A 25820-nucleotide genomic window follows, 5' to 3' on the forward strand; every position below is an offset into this window, starting at 1 on the left:
TCAGCCTCCCATGCGACAAACTGTACCAGAGGATGTTTACAATTCTCTTCAAATCCAAGACGTCGGCTCAGCCTTCAATTTAACGCTTTATCCACCATGTCGGGTGGGGGGCCCTGAAGGATCTCGACTTTTAGCGGCATTCCGCCCTTGGGATGCAACGTAACGCGGCTGATGGGCTCTGGATTATGCGTGCCGTCCCACGAGAAGCGGACCTGCTGGAGCAACGACGCGAGCACGACAATCGCCTCCGTCATTGCGAACGAGGCCCCGATGCAGACGCGGGGCCCGGCGCCGAACGGCATGAACTGTGTGCGCTTGAGCTGCGCTTCCCGTTCCGGCAGGAAACGGTCTGGATCGAAGCGGTCGGGATCTTCCCACGTCGCCTTATGGCGATGAATTGCGAACACCGGAACGACGATGAGGGCCGGTTCGGGCAAGGTAACACCGCCCAGCGTCGTCGCCTCAAGGTTCACGCGCGTCATGGCGGGAACGGGCGGGTAGAGCCTCATGCTCTCCTTGAGCACCCGCTGGGTGAGAGGCAGCTGTGCAATGTCGTTCGCACACACCTGGCGGCCGCTGGTCGCCGCGGCAATCTCCTCGCGCACGCGCTTCTGCCATTCGGGTGATCGGGCCAGGAGATAAAGTGTCCATGTGAGCGCCTTGGCCGTCGTCTCGTGACCGGCAAGCAGGAATGTGCCGAGGTTGTCGATGAGTTCGTCGTCGCTCATTGGCGCGTCTGTATCGGGATGGCGTGCTTGAAGCATCCTGGCGACAAGATCGTCGCCCTCTATCCCGGCTGCCCGCCGCTTATCGAGCAGGCGCTGAACGGTCGCGCGATTTTCGGCTGCTGCGCGCATCATCTGCGCTTTACCCGGATACCACCACGTGTCCGGCGTCAACATGAGTGCGGATGCGACCGACCACATAATTGGCCGGATGAATGCGTAGCCTGTACGCTGAATCTCGCTGGCTTCGCTTTCGTCGATGCCCGCCAGAATTGTGCGCGCGATGACGGCGAACGTCGTTTCCGTCATGTCGATCTCGATGGGGGCGATGTGTACAGCGCCCTTTGCCCGCCATCGTTCGATCTGTTCGCGTGCCGCCTGCGTCATGGCCGGAACATAGGTGAGCGCATCGTTGGGGCGAAACAGCGGGCTCGCCATTTTGCGTTGCCAGCGCCAGTGCTCGCCTTGTGCCGTCAGCAAGCCAGTTCCGATAAGCGGTTTCAACACGCGCCTGTCGAGCCTCGTCTTGGCGAACACATCGGTGCGCTTGATGAGGATCTGCTCAACGAGGTCGCTGCCGGTTACCCAGGCCACAAGAGGGCGCTTGCGGCCGTAGACGACGATGTCTTGCTCGTAGACGGCGCGTGGTAGAGATCGCAAAGGATTGCGCGTGAAACGAAGCAGCGAAAGCCAAAGCGGCAACGCTCGCGCGGCGGGCGCCACCGTCGGCGGGTAAAGGGGAGCAGTCTTTGTCAGCTCGTTCAGCACATATGCAATCTAGGAAGCCAGTTGGGCAGGACCAAGAGGCGATGCGCGGATGTTTGGCTTCCTTAGGCAGAGCGGTCCAATGCAAATCCAGCTAAAGGCCAAACAGCCCCAAAATCAGGCGCGGAGAGATACAGACTGCCGTTACCATGACCGCAGAGATCAAACTCACGATCACGAAGAGCAGAATTGGCATTTGCTTGGCGCCAGCCACGACGGGGACATAAGCGCGGCTCGGACCGAGAAACTTGCTCGTAATCATGCCGGAAGCACCCCACCGCGCGAGATATTCGCGCGCTGCGGGAATGCCATCGGGATACCAAGAGAAGGGCCAGACGGCATGAGGATCCTCCCTGCGGGCTCGGCCCAGGAGATAGCCCGCAAGATCACCCGTAAGGACGCCGGCCGAGCCTGCTGCCAGAAGCAGCAGCGCATTGCCGCCTGCTGAAAGATACAAAAAGCTGCCTGCCAGCAAAAGCAGTACGGTTGGCCAGAACAGGACGGGAATTGGCACGGCGTGAAGAGCCGCCAGGAGGAACATGCCGAGTGCCGCAATGTGCTCGTGCTGGAGGATCACCTCAAAGATCGTGTCCTTGTAGTAGACGCCCCAGAACGGCGCGAGCACGGCCCATGCTGCCCAGATGAAGGCGCTCGTCGTATTGGCGATTTGAAAGGAGAATTGGGGCATCCGGAACATGCCTGCGATCACGGGAATGACCGCACGGATAGGCCCGACAAAATGTCCGAGGAACACGCTCCATGCACCGTATCTTGTGAAGAAATGCTCGCCGCGTGGAATGAGCGAGGGATCGTTTTTGAACGGCCAGATCGAGGCGATAGAGCCTTTGAAGTGGCTGCCGATCCAATAGGAGACGGCATAGCCGACAGCACCGCCCAGTCCGGCTGCGATCACCATCGGCATAAGAACGTTCGGAGAGACACCGGACGCTGCAAGTGCACCTGAAAACCCCACGAGGATGGCCCAGCCCGGCCAGATGATGGAGGCAAAGCACAATGACTCGCCGAATGCGACAAGGAATGCGATCGGAACAGCCCAGCTCTCATGCTCGCGCATCATGGTCGTGATGCCGTCTACAAACTGCTGGAGCATGAGGTTGCTTCCTCTGATGCGGCCTTGCGTGAATACGAGGCCGTTCGGATCATGATCGGTTGCGCGCTTGGGAAGCACGGCTTGCATCGGAATTTTGACACAGTCTGGGCTGGACCGAGCTGGGATGGGGATTTTCTGCCCCTTCCCTCGACCGTACCGCCCCGACGTTAAAGACCCCCGACAGGCAGATAGGTATCATCAGCCTGCCATCAAGTCTTTCTGCAACGGCGCTCGTACTCGCGGCGCAGATCACGTTCCACTTCGCTCGCCAGCATCACGCCGCGCGAGACCTGCGCGGGGGTCAGGCGGCCGCTGGCATTGGCGCGCAACACCCCAGGGCCCGCTTCAGCCTCGCGCTTGGCATGGGCGAGTTCATCGCACGTGAGTTCCTTGCGCCGTTTGGAGAGCGCGAAAAGTCTAACCCCGGACGCATAAGCCTCTGGCGTAGCGGGTTGTTTCACCCAACTGCGAGATTTGTCCGCCATGTACTGGTCGAAGACCTTTTCGCGCTGGCCGATGCAATGGCTGGAATCGTCCACGCAAGAAAGCCCAATTTGGGGTGCGGACGAGCCGTTGTCGGAGTTTGAGCATCCCCCAAAAGCCGCACACGCGCCAACCGCCAGCGCGATGCTAAGCAGGCGCGCGGTTGGGAAAGGGTACGGACGAGGGCCGCAAAAAGCCATAGATGCACCTTGAGAGATATGTTCCGTGCCCCTAGAAGGCGAGCATGGCAGGCTCAAGGCAATTCGTCTTAAGCCAGTGGGATAGCTATGCGGCGTAGCCGGATTCGCTCTTGAGCGGAACGTTCGCACGAGGATGGAAGATCGTGTCGGGTCCGCCAAGCGGGCGGCAAGAGCGGGCAGCGGAGGGGTCCGTGGCACGCGAGACATGAAAGAAAAGGAGTGAGACGATGGCCAAGGCGGTTCGCATTCACGAGCATGGCGGCATCGATCAGCTGCGGTATGAAGACGTGGAAGTCGGAAAGCCCGGCCCCGGGCAGGTTCGATTGCGCCAGACGGCCATCGGTATCAACTACATCGATACCTATCATCGTACCGGGCTCTATAAACTGCCCTCTCTTCCAGCCGTCATCGGCGTCGAAGGCGCAGGCGTGGTGACCGGCGTGGGCGAGGGCGTGAGCGACCTCAAGGAAGGCGACCGCGTCGCATACGCCGGACCGATGGGCAGCTATGCGAGCGAGCGTCTCGCACCGGCCGACCGCATGGTGAAGCTGCCCGACAACGTGAGTGATGATATGGCCGCAGCAATGATGTTGCAGGGCATGACAGTGCGCTACCTTTTGCGCGAAACGTATCGTGTCGGCCCGGAGACGACCATGTTGTTTCATGCCGCGGCCGGTGGCGTTGGTCTCATCGCGTGCCAATGGGCTAAGGCGCTGGGTGCGACGATTATCGGGACGGCGGGTTCGCCTGAGAAGGTCGCACTTGCCAAGGCTCACGGCTGCACGCATGTGATCAACTATCGCACTGAGAATTTCGTCGAGCGCGTGAAGGAGATCACGAACGGCAAACTTTGCGATGTCGCCTACGACTCCATTGGCAAGGATACATTTCCCGCATCGTTGGATTGCTTGAAGCCCCGTGGACTTTGGGTTTCGTTCGGCAATGCCTCCGGTCCTGTACCGCCTTTTGAACTCACGGCCTTAAAGGGTTCTCTTTTCGCCACACGTCCGTCGCTGTTTGCATATACCGCAACCCGTCAGGAGTTGCTCGATAACGCTGCCGATCTGTTTTCGATGGTGGGCAGTGGAAAGATCAAGATCGAGGTCAATCATCGTTATCCGCTTGCAGCCACCGCAGATGCGCATCGCGATCTGGAGGGGCGCAAGACCACGGGTTCGATTGTTCTGATACCCTAAAGAGAAGGATGCCGAATGGCGTCAGACGACATCACCTTGTATTTTTGGCCGACGCCGAACGGGCAGAAGATCGCCATCATGCTCGAAGAGTTGGGTGAGCCGTATCAGGTGCGCTACGTTGACATCAATGCGGGTGCACAGCATGAGCCGGATTATTTGGCGATCTCGCCCAACAACCGTATTCCCGCGATCGTCGATCCCGACGGGCCAGACGGGAATGCGCTGTCATTGTTTGAGTCGGGCGCGATCCTTCAATACCTCGCGCGGAAATACGAGCGTTTCTATCCGACCGCCGAACGGCGCAAGGCGGACATCGATCAGTGGCTGTTCTGGCAGGTTGGCGGCCTGGGCCCGATGGCCGGACAGGCGCTGCATTTCCGCAAGTATGCCACCGAGAAAATTCCTTACGGCGTGGAGCGCTATACGAAGGAAGTCACGCGGCTGTTCTCCGTCCTGGAGCGCCGCCTCAAGGATCGCGATTATCTGGCGGTCGAGTATTCGATTGCCGACATCGCGTGTTTCCCGTGGGTGCGACGTTGGCCCGATCTCGGCCAGGACCTTGGGCAATTTCCGCGTCTGAAGAATTGGTTTGACCGGATTGCGGCGCGACCGGCGGTCATTCGTGGGTTGGAGCTTGGGGCAGATCCATTATTGCGCGTTAACGCCTGATTAAGGCGTGCGGTGTCCGACGAGTGTGGTCGGGTCGATCTTGGCGCCGGTGACCTTCTGGAACGCCATGGCGCCCAGCACTTTGTTTGAAGTGACGTGGCGAACGGCATCAGGCATCTGCGCTTCATCGGCATGAGCGGTGTCGTCTCTCGTGATCGCCGACGTCGCCATGCCAAGATAGGAAGGCGGACTGTCGACGTTCGCACATGCCGAGAGCGATAATGCTGCCGCTCCTGCTGCCAGAACCCGTTTCATAGTCATTCCCCTTTTGCTCGCCAGGTTGCCGCCTGAACGAACGGTGCCGCTTCAGTTGAACGATTGCGCCACAAGGAAGATCTCTAGTTGGCCCAATCGCGACCCTGTACTGTCATGATGACGGCGCCATACTGAACCTCACCTGAATGGACGGTGCAACGTTTCGTTTTCCACAGGTCGGCCGAGGTCATTTTCTTTTATGGTTAGAGAACCCTTACCGAGGTTCCTAACTAGTTCCTTGTTTGGGTCCCGTAACGAAAAAAACGTCTCTAAAGAAAACATGACGCACCTGTTCGATCATGAGTATTGATGAGAACTTTCAAACAAGAACGATCGAAATTTACGAGTTTTTCTCCCTACGCATACATCGTTGGGAAAGCGCGAGGGCACGGTGCCTGCGCATGCCGCTTCTGTGGATTTCTTAGGAAAAATTCCTGCGCGGTTCCTTACAAGATCGAGTGAGTAACGGGGAATATGAGTGATGGCTCGTTTGGATTTCAGTTCGCGTGACGTAATCGAATACGCCGCTCAGGGTGGTCAGCCCGACGCGCTGTTCGAACTCGGACTCATGTACAGCACAGGCCGCGACGTAGAGGCAGACCTCATCGAAGCGCACAAATGGTTCAATCTGGCGGCGATCCGTGGCAACGAAGATGCCAAGCTCTATCGCTCGGAACTTGCCCGTGAGATGAAGAAGGCCGACGTGGCGAAAGCGCAGAAGCGCGCGCGCGAATGGCTTAACAGGATTCATTGATCAGACGCTTCTACGCGCAGCGCACCCTGCTGATGATCGCGCGCTGTGTGGCCGAGGCGAAGCGGTCGATCTTCAGCAATCGCCAAACAGCGTCGTGAGACACTTCCACGTCTTCTTGGCGGCATGGCCAACGGCCGATCCCGCGTCCTCAAGAACCTTTCCCGTCTTCTTGGCGGCATCGCTCACGGCTTTGCCGGCCTTCTCCACGGGTTCGACCACGGTCGCGGGCTCGCCAGCGTCGTCTGCAGGACCTTTCTGATCTGCTTCTTGAGTGGTACCTTTCTGAGCGTCTCCCTCAGCGTCCTTTTTAGGCGGGGAAGCTGGTGCGCCCGATGAATCGCTCCAGGTCTTGCTGCTGGCTGGCGCTTGTGCTCCAGCGTTGCCGGTGGGCGGGTTCTGTGGCGGGCCGGCATTAGCGTTTGCTGGCGCGGTGGAGCCAGCGGGTGCGGCATCAGGCGGCCTTACAGACGGCGGTGGCGTAACCGTCTCCTTGACCCCGTCGTCGGGCGCGCCGGCTGGCAGCGCGAGAACCTTGGGTGTTCCGTTGCAGGGGCGTTCGCTTTGGCGGTCTACGGCACAGCTTTGATGTCCGCCTTCGCGCGCCAGCGTGGTTATACAATATAATTGCAGCCCACCTTGGGGCGCCACATGGACGTCGTCGGAAAAGGTGCAGCGGTATTGCGCCTGCGGACCGGTACACGAAACGCAGAACTCAGGAGGCGCAGCCTGCGCGGGCACGCCTGCAGCGGCGAGCGCTGTCGCGAGGCAGATCAAGACAAGCAGATGGCTGCGTGCCTGGAACATTCCGTTCAAGCCCCCTCATTGATCCGCTGTGCCAAGTTCCCGTTGCCGCCGTCCGGCAATGCACGGTTTAACGGAATTGGCGACTAAGGTCGACTCCTCGCCCGGTCTGGCGTGACGCCCGCTCATGGAACCCGGCCTCGAGCAGCTGCCCAGGAGAAAGCGCGGCGCTGCGCCGCGCCGTGCCAGAACCCAGGGGCCAGGGCCTTTTTGAAGTCGCAACCCAACTTGCAATGGCGCTGGGGCGCATTTATACGGGGTGCTTCGCCGGACTGGAGATGTGGCCGAGTGGCTGAAGGCGGCGCTTTGCTAAAGCGTTATACGCCGAAAGGTGTATCGAGGGTTCGAATCCCTCCGTCTCCGCCAGTTTTTCGCTCACGCGCCCAAGACGCTCCGGGGGGCAGCGCTCGCGACGGTCGCGCAGTCGCGCACCTGATCCGGGTTTGAACTTAGGCTCTCGAGACCCGTCAGCAATTTAATAAACATCTGAAACTCGATCATAAAAAACTGAGCTGGATTCTTCGGCTCCGCTCTTGGACGTGCGCGTTCGTCATGTTCCGCCTCGCGTGAATGGGAGATTGGTGCGGTCACTTCCCTGACGGCCGCTCTTGGCAACAGGCCGGCCCGGCCTAAGGCCAATTTCAGCGGGGATATCAAAAACCTTGAATGATCTGGTGCTAGCGACTGGAACCTGTGGCGGTAAGATCTCCGCCAATTGACAGCGTCATGTGTGATGCGTGTTCAATGGCTAAATGCATCGACAGTTGGTGTTTGTGACGCGGGCGTGTCGACTGTTTCCGGAAAGTCGATGGGCAATGTCTGGGGGCCGCAAGATATTCTTCAGCGCTAAGGAACATTGGACAACGTCACGATTGTCGGGAACGAGCCTTGGCAATTGGTAGGTTGTTCGAATAGGGTAATGCTCAAACTGCGATGAATTGGGAGGGAGCTATGTTCGCGTTAAGGGGGAATTGTACCCGTGCATTTTGCTGTGCGGCGATCATCGGTATTTGGAGTCTGACTGCGGCGCCTTCAGCGCGAAGCGATGACACCGGGCCGCTACTTCCCCATGTAGGTGGACAACTCACAAGCGCATTCTCAAACCGCTTTGGCCCCGATGCCGAAAGCGTGCTGGCATTCACAGCAATTAAGCCGGAGGCACTCAGCCTAACTTATTCGAGTACCCGTGGGCTTGTGGTTGCTCGCGACATTCTCATTGCGGATCGCAAGAATTCGAAAGCCTATGTGCTTGGCTATGCGCAGAACATGCCGCTCTCAATTCCAGGCACGACATCGCTGGGGATCTCGGGAGAATCGCTGATTGAATTGCGAACGAAAGGCAAGACCGCGTTGTCGCTCGTTTACGACGCGCAATTGTCGCGCATCGACGGCCTGCTTCAGTTGGTCGAAAAGGATATCAAGATCCCGCTTCTGATTGAAAACACCATCGTCAAAGTGCCGGTCGTTCACGCCACCGGCACATTCGGCACGGGCGACAAGACCGGTATTGGCGATTTCTATTTCCTCGACAACAAAAACAATCCGCTGATGCTACAGAGCACGCTTCAGTTTGGCTGGGAAAAGCAGATCCGCTCGGAACGGATCGTTCGTGTCACAGCGGGCGCTTCGATGCGCTCCGCCATGGAGCAGGCGCTATCTACGTTGCGCAAGTACGACATCTATGGCCTTCACTTCGATTTCGACAAGGCGAGCTTGCGTCCAGACTCGTCGAAGTTGATCAAGGATATTGCGGAGACCTTGAAGAACAATCCGACCTGGACGCTTCAGATCAATGGACACACCGATTCAATCGGCGATGCCGGCTACAACAAGAAGCTGTCTAGCGAACGCGCGGCTTCGGTGGCGAATGCGCTCGTTGCGGAAGGAATTGACAAGACACGGTTGAAGACCGACGGCATGGGCGAAAGCCAGCCCAAGGGGAATAATGCTACGTTGGACGGTCGCGCACTCAATCGGCGCGTGGAACTGATCCGCACAGATCGTTGAGCGTTTGAATAAGCCGGGGGGCTTTGAACGAGGAGGAGAGGATGGGCGAAGTTTCGGGGGGCGTTCGCACCATATTCATTCGATTTGTTGTTCGCCGGGGACGTTTCCAAGGGGGCCGTTTGCAAGCAGGACTACTCGCCTCGATCGCGCAGGTGACGGTGTTTATTGCAACTCTGATCGCGTTTGGCGGCGATCGGCCAGCCTTGGCGCTCGACGTTACAGATCCGTTCCAAGCCGCGACGGCCAAGCCGCTTTTCGGCGACTACGATAAGATGGTCACGCGGCGGCAGATCCGCGTTCTTATTCCGTTGAGCAAGACCTACTTCTTCCTGGACGGTGGCGAGGCGCGCGGCATCGCTGTCGAGGCGCTGCGCGCCTTCGAAAAGGACCTAAACGCCAAGATCAAAGATAAATCGAAGCGCATTTTCTTCTTCGCCATTCCAACGCCACGCGGTCGATTGCTGGAGGATCTTGCCGCTGGCAAAGGCGATCTCGTGATTGCCAATCTTACGATCACGCCGGAAAGGCAGGAGAAGGTTGCCTTCTCAGATCCTGTTCTGACGGGAGTGAAAGAATTTATTGTCACGCCTGCTTCTGCAAAAGACATCCAGAGCCTGGATGATCTTTCAGGCATGACGATCACGGTGCGGTCCACAAGCAGCTACTTTGCAAGCCTCAAGAAGGTGAATGAAACTCTAGAGGCAAAGGGATATGCGCCGATCAAGATCGTTGAAGCAGACTACCGCCTCGAAGACGAAGATATACTGGATATGGTCCAATCGGGGCTGACTGAAGCTACCGTCGTCGATAATCACATCTACAACTTGTGGAGCCAAGTTTATGAGAACCTGAAGGCCCACGAGGCGGCGTCATTGCGGACCGATGGAAACATCGCGTGGGCCTTCAGAAAAGATAGTCCCCAATTCGCAGCCGTAGTGAACAAGTTCGTTGCTCAGTCGAAAAAGGGCACTGAGCGCGGTAACATTGTTTTCTCGGAGTACTTCAAGAGCGATAAGTTGCTGAAGAAGGCCTCGGATCCAGCCAATACGGAGCGCCTGAACGGGCTGCTGTTCTTGTTTCGCAAATACGGTGAGATGTATGGGATCGATCCGTTTTTGATGGCCGCCGTCGCATTTCAGGAATCGCGCTTCGATCAGAAGCTCGTCATGCGCACGGGGGCCACTGGAATTATGCAGATGATGCCGGCGACCGCGCGCGATCCAAACGTCAACTTGCCGAACATCACCAATCTCGAGGAGAACGTCCACGCATTCGCGAAATACTTTAAATTTCTGCGAGATAGGTACGTCAATCAAGATGGGATGGAAGAATTCGACCGTCGGATGCTGCTTCTGGCCTCATACAACGCGGGGCCTGAGCGCTTGAAAAAGCTCAGAGCAAAGTCGACAAACCCTAATGTGTGGTATGAGAACGTTGAGTGGGCGGTGTGGAAGTCGGTTGGGCTGGAGACAGTGCAGTACGTGCGCAATGTCCACCGCTATTACATCGCGTTCATCCAGGCTTATACATCCGCCCTGGAAAGAAGAAATCTGAAGCACGCCGCTGAGTAATCGAGAGAGAGTTATGAGTCGCGCTTTTTTGTTTCGTTTGATGTCTGTGTTTGCCCGGTTCAGTTTGGTGCTGTTGGGGGCTGTTGCGTTATTGTCTGTTTCGCAGGCGAATGCGCAAGATGAGCAAGGCACCTCGGGCGAGCCGGCTCAGACGAACGCGACCCCGGACACTCACGGTGGATACGCACTTCTGCCGTCGGCCAATTCGATCATGATCGGCATCGACGCTAAGGTCGCAGCCATGATCGACAAAGGCAAGCAGGCATGTGCCGAGGATTTGGCCAAGTACTGCTCGACAGTCGCTCCAGGCGAGGGCCGCATTGCTTTCTGCCTGATCGCTCATGCCGATAAGCGCACGGCTTCCTGCGAAGCGGCCATGGATGACGCGCGCGGACAGGCCGAGGAGATCATCAACGGGCTCGATCAGGCGATCGACATCTGCTCCAGCGACATCGCAAGCCACTGTGCCGGTACGCAGCCGGGAGAGGGGCGCATCGCTCAATGTCTATTGGAGCAGCGGGAGTCGCTGAGCGAGGGCTGCGGCAATATCGTTGATCGGCTCGCCAACGTAATTTTTGCACCTTCCCAAAACGTAGCGGATAGCGGTGCCAGCAGCGCTTCAGATAGTACGCAACCACCTCCGCAGCAGGCCGAAGCCTCCTCGCCGAGTGTGCTCGATGAGCTGGACGCCAAGGTGGCGGCGATGCTGGAGAAGGGCAAACAAGCCTGCGCGGTCGATCTTGAAAAGTATTGTTCGACCGTTGCGCCGGGTGAGGGCCGTCTCGCATACTGCCTGATTGCGCATGCCGACAAGCGCACGCCTTCGTGCGCCGCGGCAATCGATGATGCGCGCACCCAAGCTGAGAACTTAATCAACAAAATCGATCAAGCGGTGGAGACGTGCTCGCCCGATATCGCACAGCATTGCGGAGGCACGGAGCCAGGCGAAGGACGCATCGCGCAGTGCCTGTTGGAGCAGCGGGAGGTGCTGAGTGAGGGTTGCGGGCACGTGGTCGACAAGCTCGCTAATGTGATTTTCCCGGCCGTTCAAAACATGGCCGATAACGCCGAAAATCCAGTCGAGTTCGCCGACACCTCTCCGGCGCCAGCGCAGCAGGCGTCCGAGGCGGACGCGCCGGTCACCCCTGTCCTCGCCGCGCTCGACGACAAGGTGGCTGCGATGTTGGAGAAGGGTAAACAAGCCTGCGCGGTCGATCTTGAGAACTATTGTTCGACCGTTGCGCCGGGCGAAGGCCGTCTTGCATTCTGCCTGATCGCACACGCCGACAAGCGCACGCCTTCGTGCGCAGCCGCCATCGACGAGGCGCGCAGCCGGGCTGAGAACATAATCAACGAGATTGATCAGGCCGCAGAAACCTGCACGCCAGACATCGACACGCATTGCGCCGGCACCGAACCCGGCGAAGGTCGCATTGCTCAATGCTTGCTGGAGCAAAGAGATGTGCTGAGTCAGGGTTGCGGCAATGTTGTCGATAAGCTTGCCAACATGATCTTCCCGCCCATTCAAAACGTCGCCTACGACAGCGGTGATGTACCAGCCGATAGTGGCGCGGTTGTCGAGGATACGGCTCAAGCCTCTTCGCCGAACGTGCTTGAAGAACTGGATGCCAAGGTTGCTGCCATGGTCGAGAAGGGTAGCCAGGGATGCGCCGAAGACATCAAACAATATTGCGCGAACGTCGCGCCTGGAGAGGGGCGCATTGCTCTATGTTTGGCAGCGCACGCGGATAAGCGGACGCAGTCGTGCGAGCAGGCCTTGGGCGAAGTAGGCCGCGAAGCCGACGACATCATCAACGAGATCGATCAAGCTGTTGAAACTTGTGCGCCCGACATTGCTGCACAATGCGCAGGCACAGACCCTGGAGAGGGCCGTATTGCCGAGTGTCTGATGCAGCAGCGGTCGGCGCTCAGCGTCGATTGTGGCCATGTCGTTGACAGGTTGGCCGAGGCGATTGCTGCTCCTCAGGGCTCTGTGGCTGACGCAGAGAACGGTAATGAGCAAGCAGAGCCTGTGAAAGCGGTCACGGCCGCGCATCCGGTGCTTGAAGCACTCGGAGCCAAGGTCGAGGCAATCATTGAGAAGGGCACGGCAGGCTGTGCGGAAGATCTTCGCAACTACTGCTCGACAGTCACGCCCGGCGAGGGGAGGCTGGCATTCTGTCTTATCGCGAACGCCGATAAGCGAAGCGAGAAATGCGAGCAGACGTTGGCTGACGCGCGCGAGCAGGCTGAAGTGCTCATCGATGAGGTCGATAACGCGATCAGCGCATGTTCGCCCGATATTGCAGCCTTGTGCGCCGGAACGCAGCCTGGGGATGGGCGTATAGCTCAATGCCTCGTCGGTCAGCGTGACGCGCTGACGGAAGCCTGCGGTCAAGTTGTTGACGCTGTTGGGAAGGTTGTCTTCACGGCGCACAACAAGGCGGCCGAAGCGCCGCAAACCAGTGTCACGACTGGCGCCATAGATGAGAATGCCGAGGTTGATGCACCCGCCGCCAAGCCCGAGACCAAGCAGGTTTGCCGCTCTGTCAATGTGAGCATCACCGACTGGGGCAAGGATGCGACGAGTAACGACGCGCGCAAGTTGTTGGGCAACAAGATCAACTCCTATGCCGCTCGCCACGCAGCCCAGGAGTTTGCTGCCAAGGGCGCAACGGTGACGTGCAAGGCCGACGTCGATCTGCTCGTGGTTGGTTACTTTACCTGCCAAGCTCGGGCACGTGTCTGCTGGGCCGAAGCTGCGAACGGGTCGGAATAGCGGCGCGCGGACCTTCCGCCCTTGCCGCGTGCGTCTTGGCTAATGGCAGTTTGAAGCATCGCGCGAAAAGCTGTAAATGCGCATTTTTGAGTGTATCGATTGCACGCACCGACAGCGCCGAACACCGCCAGCGCGAAACCATGTCCCCACATCCTGCGCTGCGCGCTTGATGCACAGGTGTATCGTCATGGCTCCGCGTGGCGGATGTTGCGCCTCTACCCCTGGATTGCTGAAGCTATATGACACCTGAGAAGCCAGCTGATACAGCGCAGCCGCGCGTGCCGCGCCCGACACGGGCGGCACGCATGGATGCGCTCGCCGTGCTTCCGGTATTCTTCAAGCTTGCAGACCGCCGCGCGGTGTTGGCGGGTGGGAGCGATGCTGCGGCGTGGAAAGCGGAGTTGCTGTCGGCGGCGGGCGCCGATGTCGATGTCTACGCCTCTGAAATGTCGCGCGAGATGCGAGAGGTTGCCGGTTCGCCACCCGGTGGGACCATTTGCTTGATCGAGCGGGACTGGCAGACGGATGATCTTTCAGGTGCCGCAATTGCTGTTGGGGCAATTTCCGATCAGCAGGAAGGTCAGGCGTTTGCCAACGCCGCGCGCCTGCGTGGCGTGCCTGTCAATGTCGTGGATCGTCCGGAGCTATGTCAGTTTCAATTCGGCTCCATCGTCAACCGCTCTCCCCTGGTTGTCGCCATTTCCACCGATGGGGCTGCGCCGGTGTTCGGCCAAGCGATCCGTTCGCGGTTGGAAGCGTGGTTGCCTTCCGGGTTCAAGCGCTGGGCCGAGGCTGCGAAAGTCTGGCGGCGGGAGGGCGACCGGTTGGGCGCGACGATCTCCGAACGTCGGCGCTTTTGGGAACTCTTCACGCAGACCGCGTTGGCGCGCGCGGATACGCCGCCCAACACGCAGGATCTGGAAGATCTCATCTCTCAGGCGTCACGCGAGCGCGTAGACAATCCAAGCGGCGGCTTTGTGTCGCTCGTTGGCGCAGGACCCGGCGATCCGGAGCTTTTGACACTTCGCGCAGTTCGCGCCTTGCGCAGCGCTGACGTCATTCTCTACGACGATCTCGTGAGCGTGCCGGTGCTGGAATTTGCCCGCCGTGAAGCGCGCCGCATTCTTGTCGGCAAGACCGGCTACGGACCTGCTTGCAAGCAAACCGAGATCAATGCGCTGATGGTCGAACTCGCCCAGGGGGGCAATCGCGTTGCACGACTGAAGTCGGGCGATCCGCTGATCTTCGGCAGAGCCGGTGAAGAGATTGGCGTCTTGCGCGAGGCGGGCGTTGCGTTCGAGGTGATCCCCGGCATTTCTGCCGTGCAGGCGGCTGCCGCAAACCTCAAGGTTTCGCTCACCCATCGCGATCATGCGAAGCGGGTGCAACTCGTTACCGGTCATTCGCGCGAAGGCAAGTTGCCCGATACGCTCGATTGGCAGGCGCTCGCAGATCCGCGGGCGACAACCGCCGTTTACATGGCGCAGCGTACGTTGGCGGAGATGTGTGCAAAGCTGATTGCTGCAGGACTTCCCACCAGTACGCCGGCCATCGCGACGTTTAACCTGACGCGCGCCGACGCGCGCAACATCGCTGGCGATATCGGCAGCTTGCCGGGGCAATTAGAGAGTGCCGGCATCGCAGGGCCGTGTCTGGTGCTGATTGGCCAGGTCCTTGGCCCGGAGGGCGACGAGGCCGGAGAGCCAGTCCAGGAAACTTTGGTTAATCCCGAAAAGACGTAAGACCGGGCGCGGCTCAGAGTTGGATTTTTGCCACTAAAGAAAGGCACTTAAAGCGGCGCTTTCGGGCAACACTTGCCATCAAAAATTCGCATCGCTCAGCCTATTGGTCGGACCAATTACAAACCGGACGCCGTTTGGGTTGCCATCGGGGTTTGGCTATAGTTGTGTGCGCTTCGGTAAGGGGGCTTACGAGCGGCAGGCAGAAGAACGCTGTCGGGGTGCGGGTTGCGCCCTGAAAGCGGGCAACGTCCGTCGCGGCGGCACGGTCGGGTGCCAAGCCCGTAACGTGATGGGCGCGTTGGGAGTGACAGTTCGCATGCGGTGCAATCCGTCCTACTGGCTGTTGGGATTGATCCCCATTGCGTTGCTGAGCTGGCTTGCCGTCCAGTTCGAGCACGAAGGCATTGAAGCCGACCTGGGACGCCGAACTCAGGACTCTCTCGCTCGCAAGGGGATGGACTGGGCAGTTCCTATCTTCGCTGGCCGCGACGGTGCGCTGACCGGACGGGCCGACGACGACAACGAGCCCAGCCGTGCAATCGCCGCCATGCGCGACACCTGGGGCGTGCGTACGGTCATCAATCGCTCGGCGCTGCTTGAACAGATCGAACGCTACTTGTGGTCGGCGTCCTGGCGTGACGGCAAGGTTGTGCTTTCGGGATACGTGCCAAACGATGAAGCGCGAAAAGAGATACTCGCGCTGGCGCGCCAAGATTTCGCCAAGGCCGAAATCAAGGACGAAATGAAGATGGCCCGCGGCGCGCCCGACAAGGCGCCGTGGATGCGCGGGATAGACTTCGGCCTTCGGCAGTTGGCGCAGCTCAAACGCGGCTCGCTCGAACTTGAGTTGCTGGACATGTCAATAGCCGGAGAGGCCCCGACATCGCCGGTCTACAAGAGCGTGCGGACAGCGTTGCAATCGATGCCGGGCGGCGTGAAGCTCGCGTCGGAGAAGATTACACCGCCGATTGCAAATCCCTTTGTGTGGAGTGCTCAGAATACCTCCGCCCGCGTGATCATGGGTGGCTACGTCCCCAATGAGCGTTTGCGTCAGCAACTGTTTGCACAAGCCAAGTCGTTGTTCCCGCGCTCCGCGCTCGTCGATAGAACCGAAGTTGCCGATGGCGCACCAGATGGTTGGGCGCGCGCTGCTGAAACCGCGTTGACGCAGTTGGCAAGCCTCAAGTCAGGCATTGCCAACATCAATGCTCGCGATATGTCCTTCCAGGGCGACGCCGCAGATGAGGCGACTGCCAATAACGTGCGTAAAGCGTTGCGTCTCGATGTCCCGAGGAATTTCAAACTCGCCGAGCAGATCCGCTATCCGCAACGACAGGGGCAGCCGTCGTCCGGCAACTACCTGATGTCGATTGCGGCGGACGGTACGGCCATAGAGGTGAGCGGCTACATTCCTAACGAGCAAGCGCGGGCAGCTTTGATAGAACTCGTCAAGGCGCGCTATCCCGGACGCCCGGTCACCGACAAGCTTCAAATCGTTCCCGGCGCGCCGGAGGGCTGGCAGGAATGCATCGTTGCTGGGCTCAATGCTCTGCCGCGTCTAAAAGCTGGCCGCGCGTTGCTGAATGACAAGAAGCTGCTGGTCTCGGGCACGACGGATGATTACGCCGTCGCCCAGGGTGTGCCTGCCGACGTCAAGGCTGGCGCCGGACAGTCATGCGCAACCGAAACCGACATTAAGTTCACCGGACAGATCAACACGGATCTGACCTGGAGGGCTGAGCACGGCCGCGATGGCTCGCTGGTGTTGTCCGGCGACATCCCTGACGAGGCCAGCCGCTCGCTGATTATGAGCGCTGCTCAAAAGTTGTTTGCCGACGCCAAGATCGTCGATCAGATGCGCGTGGTCGCCTCTCCAATGGAACCTTGGAACAAGGTGGCCGTGCACGGACTGGAACAGCTGGCGCGGTTAATGCGAGGAACGGTCTCTCTGGCCAGGACACAGCTTTCTTTGATTGGCGCGAGCGACAGCCGGGATACCGCCCGCGATGTGCACGTTGCGCTCCAACAGGATCTGCCGCCCGGCTACACATCGAGCGACAAAATCGACGTGGTACGCAAAATCGAGATCATTACCGAAGCAGATCGCTGCCAGGATCTAATGCGCCAGACCGCCGCCGGCGGCACCATCAATTTCGATCGCGCTAAAGCTGATCTCACAGCCGACAGTACGGACACCTTGAGTGCTCTTGCCGAGGTCGCCAACGCATGCCCTAATTTCCGCATCGAGATCGAAGGACACACCGACTCCGAAGGCACCGACGAGCGCAATCAGAGGCTGTCAAACCGCCGCGCTCAGGCGGTGGTGGACTTCCTGGTTCGGGCCGGCGTGGATCGCAACCGTCTGACCGCGATTGGCTACGGGGCGAGCCGTCCAATCGCAGACAACAACACGGCCGAGGGGCGGGCTCGTAATCGGCGCATCGAGTTTACCGTCAAGAGCAAGTAGCAACTGGCGCGCAAGCGCCGGAGACACGGCACAGGACACGGCATCATGGACTATCTGTTTGTAAGGCTCATCTGGTGGATACTTCTCGCTTTCGCTCTCGGGCTGGCGGCGGGCTGGATCTCGTGTGGCCGTGAGGAAGAAAACTGATGTGCCGCGAGTGCAGGCGAGGATGGCGTACTACGGCGCGCGGTGGAGTTGACCGGTTATGACCTATTTGCTGCTTCAGACCTTTCTGTTGCTGCTGGCGAGCTACTTCACCGGTGCGTTCATCGCGTGCCTGATCAAACGCACGCTTAAAACCACACGCGCGGCCTATGTGGCCGCCGGGCCTGTGACAGTTCGGCCGTTGCCCGCGCCCATTCCCGTGCGCACACCTGCGCCGCCGCCGAAGTTCAAATCGCGGGAGTTCGAACTTGTCCAGCCCAAGATCGATATCCTTCCGCGTCCAGAGCCGCGTCCTGCTCCCGCTCCACTTGATACCGAGCGGTTTGAGCGGACACTGGTGCACGCGGTTCTACCGGACAATACGCCGCGCAAGATGATCGTCGAGATCCGTCCGCAGGTGTTGAAGCCAGTGACGGCGCGCGGGCCGGGAGCCGACATAGCAAAGCCTGCTCCCAAGCCGGCGCCTGTGCCGGTGGCTATGCCTGTGGCACCTAAGCCCGCGGCGGTTCCACCTCCGGCCCCGGCGCACACTTCGACGCCCATCGTCAGCAAGAGCCCGCCACAGTCGAGCACGCCAATTGCAGGTGGTGCGGCATCCGCGACCGCGGCTGCTGCCGCCGCAGCCCTTGCTGCAGCTCGGGCGGCCGCAGATCGGGCGGCAACGCAGCCCCCTCCCGCCGCAGTCGATCGCACGCCGCCAGCAAGCCCAGTTTCTTCGCAACCGCCTGCGCCGAAACCGACAGCACCTGTTGTGCCGCCGATCACGGATGGCGACGACTTCCTGCGCATTCGCGCCATAGATGTGCCGTTGATGCAGCGCCTGCATGGGCTAGGCATAACGACATTCGAGAATATCGCTGGCTGGACGCCCGCTGATGCAGAACGGTTTGGCAAGGAACTCGGAATTGGTGGCCGCATCGAACGCGAGCAGTGGATCGAGCAGGCGCAAATTCTCGCTAAGGGTGGCGAGACCTATTACTCGCGCAACCGCGCCGCACTGCTGCAACAGCAAGCGGCAAGTTCGCCGTCGCCGCAACCGGTTCCGGCTGCCGAGCCTCGGGCTGAACAACCAAAGGCCGGAACCGCGCAGCAGGCTTCTTCCTACACCTCCGCAGGGCTAATGAGCGCTGCAGCGGCTGCCGCTGCCGCAGCAACAACCCTGCAGAAGAAGCCGGAGCAGGTGGAAGCAAAGTCCGTTCTACCGCAGCCTGCCGCGCAACAGGCGCCCGAACCTGAAGATCAGCTTGAGGCCGAAGAAGAACTGGTTGAGGATGCCGATCAAACCTCGCTGGAGGAAGCAGTCGAGCCTGACGGACAGGCTGACGATCAGCAAGAGATTGAAGATGAGCCGGAATCCGCGGAGGAGGAGTCTGCGCAGCCCGAGCCTTCCCTAAATATGTCGCCGCCGCAAACCCCAGAGCTTCCGCCAGCGGCAAGTTTGCAGGAACGCTTGTCCACCGCCGATGCCGAGCCTGGCAGGTCGCCACCGCCGCAACGTTCCGTCGCAGAAATGGCCGCTGCGGCAGCAGCTGCAATGGCCGCAGCTTCGGCAAGCGTCACTCGCGGTATTCGTCCGATCGAGCCGATCTCGCCGCTCTCAAAGGTCGATCCCAACATCTTGCGTCCGGCGCGTCTGGTGGATGCGATCAAAGAGCAGGAGAGCAAAGATAGTGAAGGCAGGGAGGCGGAGCGGGCAGCCCTCGATGGTCTGCGCTCCATCCGCTCCGATGCGCTTCTCAGTGATGGCGCGCCAGAAGAGTTCGATGACCTCAAGCGCATTCGCGGTATCGGCGTGCTGATCGAAAAGCGGCTCAATGCTCTCGGGATCGCGTCTTACGAGCAGATTGCGAACTGGACCGCAGGTGACATCGAACGCATCAGCGAGCAGCTCGATTTCAAGGGCCGGATCGAGCGCGAAAATTGGGTTGAGCAGGCGCGCATTCTGGCCAGTGGCGGCCACACCGAGTTCTCCCGTCGCGTCGACAAAGGCGACGTCGACAGCAGCAAGGGCTGACGGTCACGCTCTGTCAATACAGGCGGGTTCTCGCTGGGCTGCTCAGGCGGCGTGTGCGTGCTGGCGCGCATCGGACTTGGCGAAGAACGACGCGATGGCGGCGATTGTGGCGGCATCCCATAGCAAGGGCGCGTGCCCCTCGTTGGGAACCGTGTGCGCCGTACAGTTTGGATGACGCCGCGTCATTTCATCGACTGTCGCCTGCGATAGCAGATCGGAGTTGCCGCCGCGGAGAACCAGGACAGGGGCATTCTTGAGTGCGCCGAACTGTGGCCAGAGCTGTGGCATCGGACCGTCGAGCATGGAAAAGCCCTTGGCGATCTTGGCGTCATAGCCCGCGACAGGCCGCCCGTTCTTTTCGTTGAAAAGCTGTCGGGCAAAATCGAGCGCGTCCTCTTCGCTCAAATCTGGAAAATCGCGACGGGTCAGATCGCGCACCGCGCGCGCGGCATCGCTCCACGATTTCGGTAGCGGCGTCTTCCCGACGTATCCGGCGATCCGCATCAAGCCTTGGGTTTCAATGACGGGGCCGATGTCGTTGAGCACCGCTGCACCGATGCGGGACGGCTGCGCCGCCGCCAATACCATCGTAATCAGCCCGCCGCGGGATGTCCCGATGATCCCGCAATCCGTCAACTCCAGCATCGTCATGAAGTCGAGCACGTCCTGCATCTCGTTGGGAACGGTGTAATTCTTCCAATCTCGATCGTGCTCGGATAGACCGCGGCCGCGGGTGTCGAGCGCATAAACATCGCGCGGTGCGGCCTCGTCGTTGGCAAGTGCGCTCGCAACGAGGTGGAAGTCGCGGCAATTGCGTGTCAGTCCTGCCAGGCACAGCACGGGGCGCGTTGTCTTGCCGGGCTTCGCAGACGGATAGTGGCGCGCATAAAGACGCAATCCATCGCGTACGGTGAAGTAGATCTCCTTGAAGGCGGCTGGTGCGTCGCTCATCGTTCGATTCACTCCTGGCGTTGCGATTCGTCTGCTTCGATTGAAGCACTATACCGTTTCGGAGTGGAAATGCGCACGCGACGGGTATTTGTTTCAGCCCTCTGATCCCGATCCGGCACCGTCGCCATCACGATTTTCTCGGTCATCGGTCTTAGTTGGAATTTTGCCTGATCCGCGCGCACGCTGCAGGTCCTTGTCGATCTGCAATGCGGTTGCCTCATTACCGATCCGTGCCCGATAGATCTGGATGTTGGAGAGCACTTTGGCAACGTACTCCCGCGTTTCTCTAATTGGAATGCGTTCGATCCAATCGATGGGATCAATCTTGGGATCGCGCGGGTCGCCGAACTCGCGCACCCATTGACGGGCGCGTCCGGGGCCGGCGTTGTATCCGGCCAGGCCCAGCACATAGGATCCGTCGAACTCGTCCATGCGGTCGCCGATATAGGCCGAAGCGATCATGGCGTTATAGGACGGATCTTTCAGCAAGCGGGAGATGTCGCACTTGAGCTTGTAATCGCGGCAGACGTGCTTGGCGGTGACGGTCATGACCTGCAGCAAACCCTTGGCCCCGGCGCCTGAGACGATGCTCGTATCGAATTCCGTTTCCTGGCGCGCAATGCCGAGCAGGAACGGCAATTCCGGCGGTTGGCGCAGCGGCGTGTAGGCTGGGAAAACGTGAACCGGATAGCCATAGGTGATGAGGTTTTGTCCACGCGCGATTGCCGATTTGGCTACGCGCAGCGACATCTGTGTGTCTCCGATCGCGTCGGCGAGATAGGCGATCATGCCTGCCTCTTCTTCCGTCGGAAGGCCGATGCGCAAGGAGGTGAGGAAGCCGCGGGTGTAGTTGCGCGACAGGCCGGCCTTGTCCGCCAGCACGACGGCCTTCACCGCATCGAGATTGTTGAAGCGAGCGATCTGCTCTGCCGTCGGCTGTTTGGGCGGCGTTATCTCGATGCGCGTGCTGGTTGGATCAAGCTTCTTGATGCAAAGCAAACCGTGGAACGTGTCGCTGTCTTTGGCGCCAGCTTTATAGAATGCCCTTGCACCTGCGCTGTCGCCGAGAGCTTCGGCAACGCGCCCCTGCCAGTAGGTGGCTTTGGCGCGGCTTAAAGGTCCATCGGCGGCCTTGGCCATGTCGGCGAAATGTTTTGCGGCAACGTCGGGTTTGCCCAGATATCGAAATGCGATCCAACCCGCCATGAAGGTCTGCTCCTTCAGCGGATTGACGCTGAGGGGCCCCGCGTCTCTCGTCAGTTGGTAAGCGAGTTGATACTTGTTCTCCTTCAGCGCGTCATAGGCGAGTTGACGGCGCTCCGCCCACCATTCGTCGATTTCCGGGATCTTTTCCGGGTCCGGCCTGAACGACATGATGATTTTGGCGGCTTCATCGGTCTTGTCGGCTTTGCGCAGAAGTTGCGCGCGATGATAGGCGAGCCCGGTGTCTTTTGGGTCTGAGGGCAGAGCCGCCATCAGCTTTCTTGCGTTGGAGGCCTGGTCGAATACGGCAAGGCGCGCAATGGCCTTCTTGCGTTCGGGCTCGGACAGCAGCGGGATCACGCGCTTGGCATATGCAGAGCGTGCTTTGCGATTGCCGGCCCAACGCACATCGTCCGTCACCATGCGATCGAAACGCCACTTGTGGTCTTGCTCGGTCAGCAGGCCTGAGAAGCGTTCGAGAAATCCAGTTTCGAGCGTGGAAGGAATGTCGTACTCGCGCCACGTCTTGGCGGCGAGTTTGCGGGCTTCTTCCTTATTGCCTTCCGCCAAGTATGCCGATGCCAGCGCCGCATATCCGAGGCCCGTTTCCGGCGGTGCATCTTGGAAGAACTGCTTGATCGAGGCCGCGCTGCCGCCTTGCGAGAAAAGTTGCTCTTCCATGCGTTGGGTCAGCAGACTGCGCTGCGGCCACAATGGATTGGCCTTGAGGAATGCGCGATATTCGGCCGGATCACCGTAGCCATAGCGCAAGCGGACCCAATCGAGCAGCTTTAAGGCGACGGGGTCGGTGATCTCCGCCTTCAACTCGATAAAGCGCACCATGTTAGCTTTGGCGACTGCGGAGACGGCTTCCTTGATGCGCTTGGCGTCCTCGGCCGAAGGCGCGTAATCGCGCACCGGCGCAAGAGCTTTGTCGAGCGCTGCGACATGTGCGGCCTCTTCCTTAAGTCGAACGGGGGCCGGAATTTCCTTGTTGGCGGGGGTTACCGCTGCGACCGCTTCGGCGGAGTGCGCGGTGAATGGAATCAGCCCCGATAGGCTCACCACCGCGGAAATCGTGCCAGCGAAAGCCATAATTGCAATGTTTGGCAGAGATTTCTGGGTACGAAAGGGCCGGATCGAGCCTTGCAGAGGCGGATTTGCGCTGCGGCGTGGGCTGGCTTGCAGGCCGCAGGCGTAGCGCCTAATGTCGCGTCGAATTCTCCGGTCCATCCTGCACCTCTTAGCATCATTAAGCGGCGTGCAGCGGACTGGCACAAGCGCTTAGGACAATTTGGTTACAAGTCCCCTGCGGCAACACCATGGCCCGCAGACATGGCTTCACCACCGCGGTCCGATGTGCAACCCATTGGAATTATCAGATTCGCCGGCACGCCCGCGCGTAACACGCAAGGTTCGACGATGTTCAAAGGATCGCTTACGGCTCTTATCACGCCTTTCAGAAACGGTGCATTGGATGAGGCCGCCTTCGCCCGCATTGTAGACTGGCAGATTACAGAAGGCATTCACGGTCTTGTGCCTGTGGGCACGACCGGAGAAAGCCCGACGCTCGACTACGATGAGCATAAGCGTGTGATCGAGATTTGCGTCGAGACCGCCAAGAAGCGTGTTCCGGTCATGGCTGGCACGGGTTCGAACTCGACGGATGAGGCCATAGAGCTTTCGCAGTATGCGCAAAAGGTGGGGGCGGATGGCGTGCTCATCGTCACGCCGTACTACAACAAGCCGAACCAGGAAGGGCTGTTTCAGCACTTCAAGGCCATCAACGACGCCATCAATATCCCAATTTACATCTACAACATTCCTGGCCGCTCCGTCGTCGATATGTCGGTCGACACCATGGCACGTTGCGTGAAGGAGCTAAAGAACGTCGCGGGTGTAAAGGACGCGACAGCAAATCTTGCTCGGCCTTCTCAGCAGCGTGCCGCGTGTGGCGAAGTCTTCTGTCAGCTGTCAGGAGAAGACGCAACGGCTCTGGGCTTTGTGGCGCACGGCGGACGCGGTGTGATTTCGGTTGCGTCCAACGTGGCGCCGCGCCTGGTATCGCAAATGCAGAGCGCGCTTCTGGCTGGTGACTTCAAGACCGGGCTGGCGCTACAGGATCGCCTGATGCCACTTTTTGAGATCATGTTCTGCGAAACGAACCCGGCACCGGCGAAGTATGCCGTCTCCAGGCTAGGGCTTTGCACGGCGGAAATGCGCCTGCCCATGGTGCCGCTGTCGGAGCAGAGCAAGAAAGCAATCGATGCGGTGCTCTTGGACCTCGGCCTGCTGGAGTCGAAGGCCGCGGAATAGCCGTTTCCTTTTTGAGAACGGCAGAAGTATTGGAGCAACAATAACTAAAATGGCCTCCAAGAGAGATGACGGATCGACGCTTGTAGCCGAGAACCGCAAGGCGCGTCACGAGTACTTCATTACCGATAGCTGGGAGGCGGGAATTGCGCTGCTCGGATCGGAAGTGAAGTCCCTGCGTGTCGGCCAATCAAATATCACCGAGAGCTACGCCTCGTTCGAAGACGGCGGGCTGTGGCTGATCAATGCCTACATCGCTGAATACAAGGGCGCTGCGCTGTTCCAGCATGAGCCACGCCGCAAACGCAAACTGCTGCTGCATGAGGGCGAGCTGAAAAAGATGAAGCTCGCCATCGAGCGTAAGGGCATGACGCTGGTTCCGTTGGAGCTCTACTTCAACCCCAAAGGAGTTGCGAAACTCAAGATCGGCCTTGCAGAGGGTAAGAAGCTCCACGACAAACGAGAGGACGCTGCAAAGCGAGATTGGAACCGTCAGAAGGCGCGCCTCATGCGCGAGAAGGGCTGATGGACGGATCGTTCCCAAATCTTCTCGGGGTAGACTGGTCGACGATTCCCGCCCCAGAGGACGACGGAGCAGCGCGCCATCTTACAGGCGCACGATTGCCGCGCTGCTCATTGGAAGCAACCGATGGCAGTCGCGTAGATCTCTCCCAATTATATGGCCGGACCGTTGTTTTCATCTATCCGATGACCGGGAGGCCGGATCAGCCGCTGCCGAAGGGTTGGGACGAATTTCCAGGCGCTCGAGGATGTACGCCTCAGGCCTGCGGGTTTCGCGATCACTATAGCGAACTCCATGCAGCAGGCGCTGATCGCGTGTTCGGCCTTTCCGTTCAAGAGTCGGACTATCAGCGTGAGGCGGCCGAGCGGCTGCACTTGCCATTTTCGCTCTTATCCGATGCCCAGAGTGCATTCTCTCGGCCGCTGAATTTGCCGACCATGGAGGTCGCGGGAATGCGGCTGTTGAAGCGGATGGCGATTGTTGCTGACAATGGAACGATCTCGCACCACATCTACCCCGTTTTTCCACCCGATCAGAATGTCATCGAGGTGCTTTCTTGGCTAAGACAAAATCCAAAGTAGCGACGTGGCCCTGGCCTGCCCCTAAAGACGACGGCGGAGCGAAGCACATCATTCCTGGTACGCGGCTTCCAGACGTGGCGCTGACGGCGACACGCGGAGCGGCGGTCAATCTCGCGCGCTATCAGGAACGTGCGATCGTATTCGTGTATCCGTTTACCGGAACGCCGGGAGCAGCAAATCCGCCATCCTGGGACGACATTCCAGGTGCGCATGGTTCGACCCCCGAAGCGGAAGGTTTCAGAGACTGCTATCCAGCCTTCCAGGTGCGCGGCTACGAGGTGTTTGGCTTAAGCGCAATGGCAAGCACTCATCAGCGCGTATTTGCTGCACGCACGGGCCTGCCTTTCCTGCTGCTCAGCGATGAAGACTTCGCGTTTGCCGATGCGCTTGAGCTGCCACGTTTTGAAACCGGCGGCTTGAGTTATCTGAAGCGGTTGACCATGGTGGTGCGGGACGGTGTGATTTATCGTTGCATCTATCCCGTGCATCCGCCCGACACTCACGCAGCCACGTTGTTGGCAGAGCTTTCGGCAAGGGAGTGAGCT

At 59.6% G+C, this 25820-nt stretch carries 20 protein-coding genes and 1 tRNA gene; 14 read left to right on the forward strand and 7 right to left on the reverse strand.

Features of this window, described 5'->3' with window-relative positions:
* Positions 1–74: 74 nt before the first annotated feature.
* The 3 genes from R3D51_13540 to R3D51_13550 all read right to left on the reverse strand — a co-directional run bounded on the left by R3D51_13540 (position 75) and on the right by R3D51_13550 (position 3140).
* Positions 75–1493 carry a cytochrome P450 gene (locus tag R3D51_13540; GenBank protein MEZ5900502.1) on the reverse strand — a complete coding sequence of 473 codons (1419 nt, stop codon included), beginning with the start codon at positions 1491–1493 and terminating at the stop codon, positions 75–77.
* A gap of 91 nt (positions 1494–1584) precedes the next feature.
* Positions 1585–2601 (reverse strand): VTT domain-containing protein, encoded by a 1017-nt coding sequence (locus R3D51_13545; protein ID MEZ5900503.1) that lies wholly within the window; start codon positions 2599–2601, stop codon positions 1585–1587.
* 209 nt (positions 2602–2810) lie between these two features.
* On the reverse strand, positions 2811–3140 hold the full coding sequence (locus R3D51_13550) for a hypothetical protein (GenBank protein MEZ5900504.1): 330 nt from the start codon (positions 3138–3140) through the stop codon (positions 2811–2813).
* Positions 3141–3511: 371 nt separating this feature from the next.
* Here R3D51_13550 and R3D51_13555 point away from each other — a divergent pair, with 371 nt between their 5' ends.
* Entirely contained in the window at positions 3512–4480 is a 969-nt protein-coding gene (locus R3D51_13555) for a quinone oxidoreductase (protein MEZ5900505.1), read from the forward strand.
* A gap of 15 nt (positions 4481–4495) precedes the next feature.
* Complete coding sequence (locus R3D51_13560) at positions 4496–5149, forward strand: glutathione S-transferase N-terminal domain-containing protein (protein ID MEZ5900506.1); 654 nt, start codon at positions 4496–4498, stop codon at positions 5147–5149.
* Here the strand turns inward: R3D51_13560 and R3D51_13565 are convergent, their stop codons facing one another.
* Positions 5150–5404 carry a hypothetical protein gene (locus tag R3D51_13565; protein MEZ5900507.1) on the reverse strand — a complete coding sequence of 85 codons (255 nt, stop codon included), beginning with the start codon at positions 5402–5404 and terminating at the stop codon, positions 5150–5152. It lies immediately after the preceding gene.
* Positions 5405–5885: 481 nt separating this feature from the next.
* Here R3D51_13565 and R3D51_13570 point away from each other — a divergent pair, with 481 nt between their 5' ends.
* Positions 5886–6158 (forward strand): sel1 repeat family protein, encoded by a 273-nt coding sequence (locus tag R3D51_13570; protein ID MEZ5900508.1) that lies wholly within the window; start codon positions 5886–5888, stop codon positions 6156–6158.
* 72 nt (positions 6159–6230) lie between these two features.
* Here the strand turns inward: R3D51_13570 and R3D51_13575 are convergent, their stop codons facing one another.
* Entirely contained in the window at positions 6231–6962 is a 732-nt protein-coding gene (locus R3D51_13575; GenBank protein ID MEZ5900509.1) for a hypothetical protein, read from the reverse strand.
* 271 nt (positions 6963–7233) lie between these two features.
* Here R3D51_13575 and R3D51_13580 point away from each other — a divergent pair.
* The 7 genes from R3D51_13580 to R3D51_13610 all read left to right on the forward strand — a co-directional run bounded on the left by R3D51_13580 (position 7234) and on the right by R3D51_13610 (position 19704).
* Positions 7234–7325: transfer RNA gene (locus tag R3D51_13580), tRNA-Ser, on the forward strand.
* Positions 7326–8087: 762 nt separating this feature from the next.
* Positions 8088–8966, forward strand: a complete 879-nt coding sequence (locus R3D51_13585; protein ID MEZ5900510.1) for an OmpA family protein — start codon at positions 8088–8090, stop codon at positions 8964–8966.
* A 41-nt stretch (positions 8967–9007) separates the two neighbouring features.
* The gene (locus tag R3D51_13590) at positions 9008–10537 is read left to right on the forward strand and encodes a lytic transglycosylase F (GenBank protein ID MEZ5900511.1); all 1530 of its coding nucleotides are present in this window, start codon (positions 9008–9010) and stop codon (positions 10535–10537) included.
* Between the two features lie 13 nt (positions 10538–10550).
* Entirely contained in the window at positions 10551–13316 is a 2766-nt protein-coding gene (locus tag R3D51_13595) for a cysteine rich repeat-containing protein (protein ID MEZ5900512.1), read from the forward strand.
* Positions 13317–13555: 239 nt separating this feature from the next.
* Positions 13556–15058, forward strand: coding sequence for a siroheme synthase CysG (gene cysG, locus R3D51_13600; GenBank protein MEZ5900513.1), 1503 nt, complete (start codon positions 13556–13558; stop codon positions 15056–15058).
* 316 nt (positions 15059–15374) lie between these two features.
* Positions 15375–17525 (forward strand): OmpA family protein, encoded by a 2151-nt coding sequence (locus R3D51_13605; protein MEZ5900514.1) that lies wholly within the window; start codon positions 15375–15377, stop codon positions 17523–17525.
* 205 nt (positions 17526–17730) lie between these two features.
* Positions 17731–19704: a hypothetical protein gene (locus tag R3D51_13610; protein ID MEZ5900515.1), complete on the forward strand. Its 1974-nt coding sequence runs from the start codon at positions 17731–17733 to the stop codon at positions 19702–19704.
* A 42-nt stretch (positions 19705–19746) separates the two neighbouring features.
* Here R3D51_13610 and R3D51_13615 read toward each other — a convergent pair whose 3' ends face one another.
* On the reverse strand, positions 19747–20655 hold the full coding sequence (locus tag R3D51_13615) for an alpha/beta hydrolase (protein MEZ5900516.1): 909 nt from the start codon (positions 20653–20655) through the stop codon (positions 19747–19749).
* Positions 20656–20748: 93 nt separating this feature from the next.
* The gene (locus R3D51_13620) at positions 20749–23091 is read right to left on the reverse strand and encodes a transglycosylase SLT domain-containing protein (GenBank protein MEZ5900517.1); all 2343 of its coding nucleotides are present in this window, start codon (positions 23089–23091) and stop codon (positions 20749–20751) included.
* Between the two features lie 189 nt (positions 23092–23280).
* Between R3D51_13620 and dapA the strand changes: the two genes are divergently transcribed.
* From dapA to R3D51_13640, 4 genes are read left to right on the forward strand one after another with little or no spacing between them, the layout of a single operon-like run.
* Positions 23281–24174: a 4-hydroxy-tetrahydrodipicolinate synthase gene (gene dapA, locus R3D51_13625; GenBank protein MEZ5900518.1), complete on the forward strand. Its 894-nt coding sequence runs from the start codon at positions 23281–23283 to the stop codon at positions 24172–24174.
* 49 nt (positions 24175–24223) lie between these two features.
* The gene (smpB, locus tag R3D51_13630; GenBank protein MEZ5900519.1) at positions 24224–24697 is read left to right on the forward strand and encodes an SsrA-binding protein SmpB; all 474 of its coding nucleotides are present in this window, start codon (positions 24224–24226) and stop codon (positions 24695–24697) included.
* On the forward strand, positions 24697–25275 hold the full coding sequence (locus R3D51_13635) for a peroxiredoxin (protein MEZ5900520.1): 579 nt from the start codon (positions 24697–24699) through the stop codon (positions 25273–25275). The genes smpB and R3D51_13635 overlap by 1 nt, the downstream gene beginning before the upstream one ends.
* Positions 25251–25817, forward strand: coding sequence for a peroxiredoxin (locus R3D51_13640; protein ID MEZ5900521.1), 567 nt, complete (start codon positions 25251–25253; stop codon positions 25815–25817). Before R3D51_13635 ends, R3D51_13640 begins: the two co-directional genes overlap by 25 nt.
* Positions 25818–25820: the final 3 nt, after the last annotated feature.

It is taken from the genome of Hyphomicrobiaceae bacterium, assembly GCA_041397645.1.
Classification (GTDB): domain Bacteria; phylum Pseudomonadota; class Alphaproteobacteria; order Rhizobiales; family Hyphomicrobiaceae; genus Hyphomicrobium_B.